The 12,222-nt window shown below is 66.7% G+C and carries 10 protein-coding genes and 2 pseudogenes; 4 read left to right on the forward strand and 8 right to left on the reverse strand.

What is annotated here, in order from left to right:
* Positions 1 to 67: 67 nt before the first annotated feature.
* A complete protein-coding gene (gene cysE, locus V7082_RS19370; protein WP_334151135.1) occupies positions 68 to 946 on the reverse strand; it encodes a serine O-acetyltransferase in 879 nt (292 codons plus the stop codon).
* Positions 947 to 1,286: 340 nt separating this feature from the next.
* Here cysE and V7082_RS19375 point away from each other — a divergent pair, with 340 nt between their 5' ends.
* Positions 1,287 to 2,087, forward strand: coding sequence for an enoyl-CoA hydratase (locus V7082_RS19375; RefSeq protein ID WP_334151136.1), 801 nt, complete (start codon positions 1,287 to 1,289; stop codon positions 2,085 to 2,087).
* 489 nt (positions 2,088 to 2,576) lie between these two features.
* Here the strand turns inward: V7082_RS19375 and V7082_RS19380 are convergent, their stop codons facing one another.
* From V7082_RS19380 to V7082_RS19410, 7 genes and pseudogenes are all read right to left on the reverse strand, one after another.
* Entirely contained in the window at positions 2,577 to 2,933 is a 357-nt protein-coding gene (locus V7082_RS19380) for a hypothetical protein (protein WP_334151138.1), read from the reverse strand.
* Between the two features lie 151 nt (positions 2,934 to 3,084).
* Entirely contained in the window at positions 3,085 to 3,447 is a 363-nt protein-coding gene (locus V7082_RS19385) for a hypothetical protein (protein WP_334151139.1), read from the reverse strand.
* 49 nt (positions 3,448 to 3,496) lie between these two features.
* A pseudogene (gene metH, locus V7082_RS19390) lies at positions 3,497 to 6,163 on the reverse strand (methionine synthase); the annotation flags it as partial.
* A 23-nt stretch (positions 6,164 to 6,186) separates the two neighbouring features.
* Entirely contained in the window at positions 6,187 to 6,708 is a 522-nt protein-coding gene (locus V7082_RS19395; protein ID WP_334151141.1) for a hypothetical protein, read from the reverse strand.
* Between the two features lie 8 nt (positions 6,709 to 6,716).
* A pseudogene (locus V7082_RS19400) lies at positions 6,717 to 7,763 on the reverse strand (homocysteine S-methyltransferase family protein); the annotation flags it as partial.
* Positions 7,764 to 7,785: 22 nt separating this feature from the next.
* Complete coding sequence (gene metF / locus V7082_RS19405) at positions 7,786 to 8,715, reverse strand: methylenetetrahydrofolate reductase [NAD(P)H] (protein ID WP_334151143.1); 930 nt, start codon at positions 8,713 to 8,715, stop codon at positions 7,786 to 7,788.
* Positions 8,712 to 9,725 (reverse strand): ArsR/SmtB family transcription factor, encoded by a 1,014-nt coding sequence (locus tag V7082_RS19410; RefSeq protein ID WP_334151144.1) that lies wholly within the window; start codon positions 9,723 to 9,725, stop codon positions 8,712 to 8,714. Before V7082_RS19410 ends, metF begins: the two co-directional genes overlap by 4 nt.
* A 173-nt stretch (positions 9,726 to 9,898) precedes the next feature.
* On the opposite strand from V7082_RS19410, the gene V7082_RS19415 reads away from it, so the two are divergent.
* From V7082_RS19415 to V7082_RS19425, 3 genes are all read left to right on the forward strand, one after another.
* Positions 9,899 to 10,543, forward strand: a complete 645-nt coding sequence (locus V7082_RS19415; protein WP_334151146.1) for a hypothetical protein — start codon at positions 9,899 to 9,901, stop codon at positions 10,541 to 10,543.
* A 129-nt stretch (positions 10,544 to 10,672) separates the two neighbouring features.
* Positions 10,673 to 11,272: an ABC transporter substrate-binding protein gene (locus V7082_RS19420; protein WP_334151147.1), complete on the forward strand. Its 600-nt coding sequence runs from the start codon at positions 10,673 to 10,675 to the stop codon at positions 11,270 to 11,272.
* 105 nt (positions 11,273 to 11,377) lie between these two features.
* The coding region (locus V7082_RS19425) for a M1 family aminopeptidase (protein WP_334151149.1) at positions 11,378 to 12,222 on the forward strand (845 nt) is incomplete at its 3' end.

Raw genomic sequence — 12,222 nt, forward strand, 5'->3', positions numbered from 1 at the left:
CGAGGTCTCCGATGAGACCGAAGATGCTTTCCCTGGGCGCAACAGTCCGTCTCTCATGCGCTCCAGCCTAGAGCATGGCGTAGTCGTCCGGTCCCTGTGCGGACTCGTCCGACAGGAACGTCTGGTCCATGGAGCGCGCGGGCTCGGCGGTGCCCGCCGGGCCAACGATCCGTGCCGGGATCCCCGCGACCGTCACATGCGGCGGCACATCCTGCAGCACGACGCTGCCCGCGGCGATGCGCGAGCAGTTGCCGACGTGGATGCTGCCGAGCACCTTGGCGCCGGCGCCGATCAGAACGCCCGATCCGATCTTGGGGTGGCGATCGCCCGTCACCTTGCCGCTGCCGCCGAGCGTCACCCCGTGCAGCAGCGAGCAGTTGTCGCCGATGGTCGCCGTCTCGCCGATGACGACGCCGGTCGCGTGGTCGAGCATCAAACCCTTGCCGAGGCGCGCGGCGGGATGGATGTCGACCGAGAACATGCGCGAGCACTGGCTCTGCAGATAGAGCGCGAAGTCGCGGCGGCCCTGACGCCACAGCTCATGGGCGAAGCGATAGGTGACGAGCGCGTGGAAGCCTTTGAAATAGAGGAACGGGTCCAGATAGCGGGTCGTTGCCGGATCGCGCTCGATGACCGCGGCCAGATCGCAGCGGAAAGCGCGGCCGAGCTCGGGCTGCGAGCCGAGCACGTCGCGGAAGGTGTGCACGATGAGGCCGGCATCGACGTCCGCATGCCCGAGACGCTGCGCGATCCGATGGCAGATGGCCTCCTCGAGCTGCTCGTGGCTCGCCACCATGGCATAGATGAAGCCGGTCAGCGCCGGCTCGGCCGCCATCGCCGCCTCGGCCTCGCTACGGAGCGCGCTCCAGACGGCATCGTCCGGTGCGCGATAGGGCGCACCGTGACGCTCGATCCTGCCGGCCGCCGTGTGCTTGGCGCTGCTCATATCCTCGCTCCTTCGCCCCCTTTGCAGGCGGCGACCCGGCTCCCGGGCAAGGGCCGTCTTCACATTATATGGTCGATACGGGCCGGCCGTCAGATGGATCTTGGCCGTCCGGATCCCACCCGTCCGGATCTCGGCATTCGGATATCCCGGGCGTCGTGGCTAGGGGGTATCGGCGCAGGCGGGCCGCGTCAATCTTTAACCACCCGGGAAGGCCCCTGCCCCCGCCTCCGGCAGGCCTCGAGTTGCACAGGCCGCAGGTGGCCGGCGCTTGAGGCGCGGCGCCGCGTTGTGCGTAATCGCCTCTCGCCTCAATCTCGCGCCCCTTGAGAGGAGTAGTCCCATGACCGACGCCCCCGCCGCCGCACCCGATCTCAAGCTTGCGATCGAGGGCCCCGTCGCCTGGATCGTAGCCAGCAATCCGGAGCGCATGAATGCGTTCACGGCCGGCATGTGGGCGAAGGTGCCGGCGCATGTCCGGGCGGCCGAGGCGGATCCCGCGGTGCGCGTGATCGTCCTGCGCGGGGAGGGCACGCGCGCCTTCTCGGCGGGTGCCGACATCTCGGAGTTCGAGACGGCGCGGACCGGCGCCAGCGCCGCCGACTACGACCGGCTCAATCACGAGGCGTTCTCGGCGCTGCTCGCAGCGAAGAAGCCGATGATCGCCATGATCCATGGCTTCTGCCTCGGCGGCGGCCTCGGCATTGCCGCGTGCGCCGACCTGCGCCTCGCAGACCCCAGGGCACAGTTCGCCATTCCCGCGGCGAAGCTCGGCCTCGGCTACAATCCCCGCTGGGTGCCGCCGCTGCTCGCCCTCGCGCCGCCCGCCTTCATCAAGGAGATGCTCTTCACCGCGCGACGCTTCTCGGCCGCCGAAGCGCAGCGGATCGGTCTCGTGAACGAGGTCGTCGAGACCGAGAACCTCGAGGTTGCGGTGCGGACGCTCGCGAGCGACATCGCCGCCAATGCCCCGCTCACCGTGCGCGCAGCCAAGCTCACGGTCGATGAGCTTGTGCGCCACCCCGAACATCCTGACACGGAGACGCTCGACGCGGCCATCAAAGCCTGCTTCGAAAGCTCCGATTATGCGGAGGGGCGGCGCGCGTTTCTCGAAAAGCGCAAGCCCGTGTTCCAGGGCCGCTGATCGCGGGCCGCGTATTCCGCAGCGGATAAAAAAAATATTGCGGTCGCGTACGCCCGCAACGCAGCACATGCCAAGCGCGCTTGGATCTCAGGCAAAACGTCCGCGTCACTCGCCCGAAGGCGCATCCGACGTTGTGCATCGCACGATCTTTTTCGCTTGGCGCGGAACTTTTTTGCTCCGTAATCTTTGTCAGCCGACGGGTGTCGCCGTGACGCCGGCGATCCCGAAAAGGCAAGCACCCTGCTTGTGAATGCGTGACCTGTTTCCCAGCGCCGGCTTTGCCGGCAGGAGGCAACGATGGAACTCTCGATGCGCGTGAGCCTCATTGCGGCGCTCATGTCTTTCGGCTTCATCGCTGCAATCGTCGTCGGAATGGTCTGAGCGCCTGTTGTCGCTCGCAACACTTCCCGGCGCCGTCACGGTTCAGCCGATAAAAAAAGGCGCGAGGCCCGGATGGCCTCGCGCCTCACTTTTTGCGGTACCCGATCGCTACTTGCGCAGGTGGTAGCCGAGGAGCGCACCGGCCAGCACGGCGTACTTGTCGGGAATGCGGCCCCAGGGGATCTCGGACAGGAGCGGCACGGCCGGTCCGAACTGCCAGAGGAGCGCGGCGATGACGGCGAACGCCAGCGACCAGGTGAGCGTGCGGCTTCCCGGCGTCCCGACGTCCTGCAGAACCTGCGCCGCGATGATGCCGACCAGGAACACCACGATCGCGGCCAGGATCGCGAACACATAGATCGCGAACGCGCTCGGCACGCTGTTGCCCAGCGCTCCCATGATGGCGTTGGTGCCGAGCCAGCCGATGACGATCTGGAGCAGCAGCAGTACGAGACGTCCAAGCATTTGAAGATCTCCCCCCAATGTTGACGCCGGTCGTCCCCGCCCGCCGGCGAATGCCCGGGATCCGAGCATGGCCGCGATCGGAATCGATCCGGCACGGGCCCGGTTTAGCATGCCGATCCGCGACGCGGAACAATGGACGGGAGAGCGAAGCTTACACGGCCGCGCGGCGCTGCGAGGCAAAGAAATAGCCGGCGATTGCCGCTGCGACCGGCGCCAGGGCGAAGCCTTGGGTCAGGAGATCGGGAACGGCTTCTCCCCGACCGAAAACAGCAGGCGTCGACGCCGCGGCAATGACAGCGAACGAGATCGCGGCGACCGCCGACAGCAGGGTCGGCGGGGCGATGGCCCTGGTGATGCGCGCGCCGATGAACGCTCCGACGAGCACGATGACGGCACCGACGGCGGCGACCGCGTAGGCGTAAAGGGGGCCTCCCTCTATGACCATGCCGACAAGGTTCGGCGCGGCGATCCATGCCGCCGCGGCCTGCGCCACGGCCAGATTGACGAACGGCATCGCCCCTCCTCCGAGCCGAAACGGCGGCCCTTCCGGACCGCCGCTTCGATCATGCCACGTTCCGGGTTGCAGAGACAGGGTCGTAGTTGAGCACCGATGCCAGCCACCGCTCGGCCTCGGCCGCGTTCCAGCCCTTGCGGCGCGCATAGTCCTCGACCTGATCGCGCTCGACCTTGCCGACGCCGAAATAATGGCTCTGGGGGTGGGAGAAATAGAGCCCGGAGACGGCCGCGCCGGGCCACATGGCGAAGCTCTCGGTCAGCTCGATGCCGGTCTCGTCATAAACGTTCATCAGCTCCCACAGCGTCCTCTTCTCGGTGTGGTCGGGCTGGGCCGGATAGCCGGGCGCGGGGCGGATGCCGCGATACTTCTCGAGAATGAGATCGTCGCACGAGAGGCGCTCGTCGCGCGCATAGCCCCACAACTGGCGGCGCACCTTGGCATGGAGGGCTTCCGCAAAGGCTTCCGCAAGCCGGTCCGCGAGCGCCTTGGCGATGATGCGGTTGTAATCGTCGGTCACCTTGATGTGGGTCCTGATCGCCTCCTCCTCGCCGAGGCCCGCGGTGACGGCAAAGCCGCCCACGTAGTCGGCGAGGCCGGTCTCCATCGGCGCCACGAAATCGGCGAGTGCGGTATGGGCGCGGTTGCGTCCGGGATCGCGGGCGATCTGCTGGCGCAGCGTGAAAAGCTTCCTGCGTTCGTTCTCGCGCGCCTCGTCGGCGAAGAGCACAATGTCGTCGCCGACGCTGTTGGCCGGCCAGAAGCCGACGACGGCATTCGCCGTGTACCACTTCTCGGCGACGATGCGGTCGAGCAGGGCCCGGGCATCGGCAAAGAGCTTCTTCGCCTCGCTGCCGACCTTGTTGTCGTCGAGGATCGCGGGATAGCGGCCGGGGAGCTCCCACGCCTGGAAGAACGGCGTCCAGTCGATGAAGGGCACGAGATCGGCGAGCGGGAACGCCTTGAGCGTGCGCGTCCCGAGGAAGCTCGGCTTCGGCGGTACGTAGCCGGCCCAGTCGATGGCATACTTGTTGGCACGCGCGGCCGAGAGCGGGATGCGCTGCTTCTTGGCCTCGTTGGCGAAATGCGTCTCGCGCACCTTCACGTATTCGGCCTTGATGCCGTCGATGTAGGGTTTCGATTCCGTTTCCGAGAGCAGGTTCGAGACCACGCCCACGGCACGGCTCGCGTCCAGCACGTAGATGGTCTGGCCGCGGTTGTAGTTCGGGCTGATCTTGACCGCGGTGTGCACGCGGCTGGTCGTGGCACCGCCAATCAGCAACGGCACGGCGAAACCTTCCCGCTCCATCTCGGCGGCGACGAAGCACATCTCGTCCAATGACGGCGTGATGAGGCCCGAGAGGCCGATGATGTCCGCCTTCTCCTTCTTCGCGGTCTCGAGGATCTTGGCGGCCGGCACCATGACGCCGAGGTCGATCACCTGGTAGTTGTTGCACTGGAGCACGACGCCGACGATGTTCTTGCCGATGTCGTGCACGTCGCCCTTCACCGTCGCCATCACGACCTTTCCGGCCGCGGGCATCTCGTCGAGGCCGGACGCCTTCTTCTCGGCCTCGAGGAACGGCTGCAGGTAGGCGACGGCCTGCTTCATCACGCGCGCCGACTTCACGACCTGCGGCAGGAACATCTTGCCGGCGCCGAACAGGTCGCCGACGACGTTCATGCCGGCCATCAGCGGGCCCTCGATGACGTGCAGCGGCTTCTCGGCTTGCTGGCGGGCTTCCTCCGTGTCGGCCTCGATGAAGTCGGTGATGCCGTGCACGAGCGAATGCGTCAGGCGCTCCTGCACCGTCCCCTCGCGCCAGGAGAGATCCTTCTCTTTGGCCTTGGCGCCGCCTTCGCCCTTGAAGCGCGGAGCCGCGTCCAGCAGCCGGTCGGTGGCGTCGGGGCGGCGGTTGAGGATCACGTCCTCGGCGAGATCGCGCAGCTCGGCGGGAATGTCGTCGTAGAGGGCGAGCTGGCCTGCGTTGACGATGCCCATGTCCATGCCCGCTTTGATGGCGTGGTAGAGGAACACCGAGTGCATGGCCTCGCGCACCGGCTCGTTGCCGCGGAACGCGAAAGACAGGTTCGAGACGCCGCCCGAGATGTGCGTCAGCGGCATCCTCTCGCGGATCTGGCGCGCCGCCTCGATGAAGGCGAGGCCGTAGCCGTTGTGCTCCTCGATGCCGGTCGCGACGGCGAAGATGTTGGGATCGAAGATGATGTCCTCGGGCGCAAAGCCCGCCTTCTCCGTCAGCAGCGCGTAGGCCCGCTCGCAGATGGCGACCTTGCGCTCGACGGTATCGGCCTGGCCCTGCTCGTCGAAGGCCATGACGACCACGGCCGCGCCGTAGCGCTGCACCTTGGTCGCGTGCTCGAGGAACGGGCCTTCGCCCTCCTTGAGCGAGATCGAGTTGACGATAGCCTTGCCCTGCACGCACTTGAGGCCCGCTTCGATCACGCTCCACTTGGAACTGTCGATCATGATCGGCACGCGGGCGATGTCGGGCTCGGAGGCGATAAGGTTCAGGAACGTCGTCATCGCCTTCTCGCTGTCGAGCAGGCCCTCGTCCATGTTGACGTCGAGGATCATGGCGCCCGCCTCGACCTGCTGGCGCGCGACCGCGAGGGCGGCCGGATAGTCGTTCGCCTCGATGAGCTTGCGAAACTTCGCCGAGCCCGTGACGTTGGTCCGCTCGCCGACGTTGATGAAGGATTGCGCTGCGCTGCCGGTGGTCACGACGTATACCTGCCTTCATAGTTGATCGGCCATTTCTTCTCTTTTGCGGCCGAGATCAGATCTTGAATGGTCACGGGAATCTTCTCGCTGCTCCAATCGCGCGGCCGCGGAAAGATCAAGCTGCCGACCTGCATCCATACCAACACCAGCGGGATGCAGAGCCCGATCAGCACGTAGTTGCCCCAGTACGGCAGATCGAACCTTTCAGTCAGGTATGAGGCCGCCGGAACGCTTGTCATGGCAAACAGGACGGCTCCCATGATCGTCCAGAGCACATTCGGAGAGGAGAGCGAGAAGCCCCCGTTGTCGAAGTGGCGATAGAATCTGATGCCGCTCAAATCGATATCGAACTCTTCCGCCAGGGCCGCCAGCAGGTTTCTGGCTTCGGGACCGGTCAAGGCCAGGTCCCGGTAGAGATCCGTGGTGTGACCGAGGGCATGCCGCGGCGCTCTCGTCATCTCTGCGACGCAGGCAAACACCCGCTCCTCCAGGCTATCGCTGTTGCTGCTCACCTGCATCACCCGTGCACGAAGGGCTCGAGACCGGAGAGGCGCATCTTGGGCGCAATCTCCGGAACCGGCCGCGGCGGATACTTGGCCACGTGCTCGGCGATGTGGCGGATGTGGTCCGGCGTCGAGCCGCAGCAGCCGCCGATGACGTTGATGAGGCCGTCGGCCGCCCATGGCTCGGTGGCGCACGCCATGTCGTCGGGTGTCTCGTCATACTCGCCCATGGCGTTCGGAAGCCCCGCGTTGGGGTAGGCCGAGATGCGCACGTCGGCGACGTGGGCGAGCTCGGCGAGATAGGGACGCATCAGCTCGGCGCCGAGGGCGCAGTTGAGGCCGATCGAGAACGGCTTCAGGTGCCGCATCGAGTACCAGAATGCTTCCGCCGTCTGGCCCGAGAGTGTGCGGCCCGAGCGGTCGGTGATCGTTCCCGAGATCATGATCGGCAGCGTGACGCCGGTCTCATCGAAGGCTTCGAGCGTGGCGAGGCCCGCCGCCTTGGCGTTCAAGGTGTCGAAGATGGTCTCGATCAGGATGATGTCGGCGCCGCCTTCGATCAGGCCCTTGACCTGCTCCTTGTAGGCGGCACGCAGCTGGTCGAAAGTGGTGTTGCGGAAGCCGGGGTTGTTGACGTCGGGCGAGATCGAGGCCGTGCGGTTGGTCGGGCCGACGGCGCCGGCGACGAAGCGCGGCTTGTCCGCCGTCGTATACTTGTCCGCCGCCGCGCGGGCGAGCCGTGCCGCCGCGACGTTGATCTCGTGCGACAGGTCCTCCATGCCGTAGTCGGCCATGGAGATCTTCTGCGCATTGAAGGTGTTGGTCTCGATGATGTCGGCGCCGGCCGCGAGATACTGCTCGTGGATGTCCTGGATGATTTCAGGCTGCGTCAGCGCCAGAAGGTCGTTGTTGCCCTTGACGTCGCGCGGCCAGTCCTTGAAGCGGGCGCCGCGATAGCCCGCCTCGTCCAGCTTGTGGCGCTGGATCATGGTGCCCATGGCGCCGTCGATGATCAGGATGCGCTCGGAGGCGGCCTTCTCGAGAGCGGCGCGGATGTTTTTCTTGCTCATGGATCTCTGCTCGAGTTCGGGGTCAGCCTACGGCCCTGCGCTCCTCCAGCGGCGCGACCTTGAGCGGACGCAGCCCCAGGAGATGGCAGATCGCGTAGACGAGGTCGGCGCGGTTCAGCGTGTAGAAGTGGAAGCTCTTGATGCCCTCGTCGACGAGGTCCATCACCTGCTCGGTGGCGACGGCCGCCGCCACCAGGTGGGTCGTCGCGGCATCGTCGTCGAGCCCTTCGAAACGGCGTGCGAGCCAGGCCGGCACACTGGCACCGGCGCGAACCGCGAAGCCCGCCACCTGCCGGAAATTGTGGATCGGCACGACGCCGGGCGTGATCGGCACCCAGATGCCGGCGGCGCGCGCGCGCTCCAGGAAGCGCAGGTAATGCGTATTGTCGAAGCCGAACTGCGTGATGATGCGGTCGGCACCGGCGTCGACCTTGGCCTTGAGGTTCTCGATGTCGCTCGCCAGCGAGGTGCTCTCGGGGTGCTTCTCGGGGTAGCCGGCGACCGAGATCTCGAAGTTGGCAATCCTCTTCAGGCCGGCAACCAGCTCGGCCGCATTGGCATAGCCGCCGGGCGTCGGCGTGTAGCGCTGGCCAACGCCCCCCGCGGGATCGCCACGTAGCGCCACGATGTGACGGACCCCGGCATCCCGATAGGCGCGGGCCACGGCATCCACCTCCTCGCGCGTGGCATCCACGCAGGTGAGGTGGGCGGCCGGCCGCAACGCCGTCTCCTTCAGGATGCGCGTCACCGTCGCGTGCGTGCGCTCGCGCGTCGAGCCGCCGGCACCATAGGTCACGGAGACGAACTCGGGAGCGAGCGGCGCCAGGCGCTTCACCGCGTCCCACAGCGACGCCTCCATCTTTTCCGTCTTGGGCGGGAAGAACTCGAACGACACGTCGATCTCCCCCGCGCCGAGAAGGCGGCTTTTTCGTTCGTTGCCTGGCGGTGTCATGATCCGATCCGTTCGAGTTCCTGTGGGTGCTTCGCGGTGCCGGCACCCTGCGGCCTGCGGCCGAGCCAGAGCGACACAGTGAGTTGCTGGCGGTCGTCGTGCGTCTCGGGCGCGAGGCTTCGCACCTCGATGTCCGACAGCCCCGCCTCCTCGAGCCAGGCCGTCACGTGGCCCGGCTCGAAGCCGAGGCGCTCATGGGCGTGCCGCTCCCGCAACTCTTCGATCCCGTGCGGGGCGAAGTCCACGATCAGGAGCTTTCCGCCCGGTGCCAGGATGCGCGCGGCCTCGCGGACGGCGTGAGCGGGCTCCGAGAGGTAGTGGAGCACTTGGTGGATCACCACCCCGTCGGCGGCATTGTCGGGGAGTGCCACGTTGTAGATGTCACCATGGCGAACCTCGGCGCGGTGAAGCCCCGCGCTCTTGAGCCGCGAGCGCGCATAATCGAGCATCGACTGGTTCACGTCGAGCCCGAGCCCGCGCTCGTAATGGTCCGCCAGCACCTCCAGCATGCGCCCGGTCCCCGTGCCGAGGTCCACGAGCAGCTTGAGAGGGGGGCCGGCCAGGGCGGCGGCGACGGCGGACTCGACGGCGTTCTCGGAGACATAAAGCGTGCGGATGCGGTCCCAGTCGGCCGCGTGCTCGCGGAAATAGGTCTGCGCGGCCGCCTCGCGCTCGTGCTTCAACGCCTCGGCGCGGGCGATGTCGCGGCTGAGGACCGGGTCGCTCCCGTCCACCGTCTCCAGGATGCGGTGTGCGAGCTTGCCGCCCTCGGAGCGGTCCGAGACGTGGAAATAGACCCAGCTTCCCTCGCGGAAGCGCTCGATGAGCCCGGCCTCGGCGAGCAGCTTCAGGTGACGGCTGATGCGCGGCTGGCTCTGGCCCAGGATCTGGGTCAGGTCCTTGACGTTGAGCTCCCCCGCGGCGAGCAGCAGCAGGATCCTGAGACGCGTCGTCTCGGCCGCCGCCTTGAGCGCCAGCACGAGATCGTTGGTATCGAGGGTTCCGGACATCAGGGGTGCAGCTCGTAACGGCGGATTGCCGTGCAAGATATAAAGATATGTTTATGTGTCAAGCGCCCATTGCGCATTGGAGCCGGTAATTCCTGGGCCGGTAACCTCGGGGAAAGTCCGAAACACTACAAAGTTTGATTCGTTTAGCTCGCATCCTGGGGGGCAGGATTTCTATGCACGGCACGTTTACGGATTTCGACCCTGCGTCGTCCGATCACCCCGGCATTGGCCCGCCGCTGGTGCTCGAGCAGACCCCCGAAGGCGGCGGCCGCTTCGTGCTCGTCGCCGTGTCGTTGCTGGTCCTCGTGGCGCTGATGGCGCCCTTCGGGCTGGTTGTCGCTCAACTCGCCTCGGACCCGGCCGCCCGGGCTATCCTGGTGGCCCGCCCGCTGCTCGGCCTGGAGCTTGCAGCAGGAATGCTTGCCGTGGCGGCGATTTTCGGCTGGCCGCTGGCAGCGCTCGTCGGCGCGGCGCTCAGCCGGCGCCGCATCACGATCGGCAACGGCGCGGTGCGTTCGGAGGTTGTCGGACGGATCGGAAAATCCTCCTGGACCGAGCCGATCGGCGCCTATGCGGGGCTCACCCAACGGGTCAGGACGTCGATCTCGGGCGTACGCCACGAGCTGGTGCTGGTCCATCCCCGGCCCTCGCGCTCCGTGATCCTGCACTCGGGACCCCAGGTCTCACAGGAGGCGCTGGCCTCGGCGGCGCAACTTTTCGCTCTTGCCGAAATTCCGTCGCGAGAGGCCGCTAGCTTCGCGCCCGCGCACGGGTATTTTGACCTCGCGGAGCTTAAACCCCAATGGATGCCAGGCTAGGCAAGCGGCGGCGGCGCTTTGACTGGGACGCGTGCGCATGCTGAATGAGGACACAAGTTCGATCCCTCCGTCACGGGCGCTTGCGCCGCAAGCGGAGCCGGGTCGCGTTGAATGCGGGAGCACAGTTTCATGACGACCGTTTGCAAGGGGGGGCCCGTCCCAGGGTGGTTCTTCGCGCTCAAGGCCACGGCTCTTTCGCTCCTCCTCCTCATGGCCGGCTCGGCAGCCGCGCTCGCAGAAACGCCGGCCGCCTACATGCAGCGCGTCGCCAACCAGCTCATTGCCGCGCAGCGCGCGGGCTCCGAAGCCGATTTTGCAACGGTGTTGCGCAGCCATGCCGACGTACCGTCGATCGCCATCACGGCGCTCGGCTCCTATGCGCAGAGCCTCGATAAATCGGACCGGCCCGCCTACTACGCCGGCATGATCAACTTCATCGCGCGCTATGCCGCGAAAGAAGGACCGAAGTTCCCCGTGGCCAAGGCCATCGTCGTCGGGCAGGCGCAGGAGAGCGCGAGCGGCATCTACGTCGACAGCCGCATCACGCTGAAGAGCGGCGAGACATACGAGGTGCGCTGGCGCATCGTCCGCCGCGGCAACGCCTACAAGGTGCGCGAGGCCGAGATCATCGGCTTCGAGATGACGAGCTTCCTCAACACGCTGTTCCAGAACTATATCTCGGAGAACGGCGGCAACCCGCGCACGCTCGTCCTCGCGCTCAACCGCTGAGGCGGCGCAGGGCGTCGTCTCGGCATCGCCGCGCCAGCGTCCACCGGCCCGACGGGAGAGGCGCGGGGCGCAGCGCACTCATCCGCATCCGCCACCGGAGAGGCCATGAAGCCCGAAACCCCGCGTCCGCATCGCCTCAAGGACTATCGCCCGCCCGCCTATCTGGTCGATCATGTGGACCTCGATGTCGCGCTCGCTCCCGAGCGGACGGAGGTCAAGGCGAAGCTCAGGATACGGCGCAATCCTGCGGCACGCACCGCGACGGGCACACCCCTGGTGCTCGACGGCGAGCAGCTCGATCTCGCCCACATCGCGATCGATGGAAAGTCGCTCGCTCCCGACCGCTACACGATTGACGAGACCTCGCTCACCATCGCGAAGGTGCCGGCCCGCGCCTTCACGCTCGAGCTCGCGACCCGCATCAACCCCGACGCCAACAAGGCGCTGCAGGGCCTCTACCGGTCGCGCGGCGTCTTCTGCACGCAATGCGAGGCGGAAGGCTTCCGTCGCATCACGTTCTTTCCCGACCGCCCCGACGTGCTCGCCACCTACACCTGCCGCATCGAGGCGGACGCGGCCACGGTGCCGGTCCTGCTCGCGAACGGAAACCCGGTCGGGAGGGGCAAGCTCGCGCATGGCCGTCATTTCGCCGTCTGGCACGATCCGCATCCGAAGCCGAGTTACCTGTTCGCCCTGGTCGGCGGCGACCTCGCGCCCATCTCGTCCACCTTCACGACCGCGTCCGGGCGCAAGGTGGATCTCAAGATCTACGTGGAGCACGGCAAGGAGCCGCGCGCGGCGTGGGCCATGGATGCCCTCAAACGCTCCATGCGGTGGGACGAAAAGCGCTTCGGGCGCGAATACGATCTCGACGTGTTCAACATCGTCGCCGTCTCCGACTTCAACATGGGAGCGATGGAGAACAAGGGCCTCAACATCTTCAACGACCG

It is taken from the genome of Hyphomicrobium sp., from assembly GCF_036833075.1.
Classification (GTDB): domain Bacteria; phylum Pseudomonadota; class Alphaproteobacteria; order Rhizobiales; family Hyphomicrobiaceae; genus Hyphomicrobium_C.

What these genes read in the sequence shown, in the direction of transcription:
- cysE (WP_334151135.1), bottom strand. Translation starts at nt 946, where the DNA reads ATGAGCAGCGCCAAGCACACGGCGGCCGGCAGGATCGAGCGTCACGGT.
- V7082_RS19375 (WP_334151136.1), top strand. Translation starts at nt 1,287, where the DNA reads ATGACCGACGCCCCCGCCGCCGCACCCGATCTCAAGCTTGCGATCGAG.
- V7082_RS19380 (WP_334151138.1), bottom strand. Translation starts at nt 2,933, where the DNA reads ATGCTTGGACGTCTCGTACTGCTGCTGCTCCAGATCGTCATCGGCTGG.
- V7082_RS19385 (WP_334151139.1), bottom strand. Translation starts at nt 3,447, where the DNA reads ATGCCGTTCGTCAATCTGGCCGTGGCGCAGGCCGCGGCGGCATGGATC.
- V7082_RS19395 (WP_334151141.1), bottom strand. Translation starts at nt 6,708, where the DNA reads ATGCAGGTGAGCAGCAACAGCGATAGCCTGGAGGAGCGGGTGTTTGCC.
- metF (WP_334151143.1), bottom strand. Translation starts at nt 8,715, where the DNA reads ATGACACCGCCAGGCAACGAACGAAAAAGCCGCCTTCTCGGCGCGGGG.
- V7082_RS19410 (WP_334151144.1), bottom strand. Translation starts at nt 9,725, where the DNA reads ATGTCCGGAACCCTCGATACCAACGATCTCGTGCTGGCGCTCAAGGCG.
- V7082_RS19415 (WP_334151146.1), top strand. Translation starts at nt 9,899, where the DNA reads ATGCACGGCACGTTTACGGATTTCGACCCTGCGTCGTCCGATCACCCC.
- V7082_RS19420 (WP_334151147.1), top strand. Translation starts at nt 10,673, where the DNA reads ATGACGACCGTTTGCAAGGGGGGGCCCGTCCCAGGGTGGTTCTTCGCG.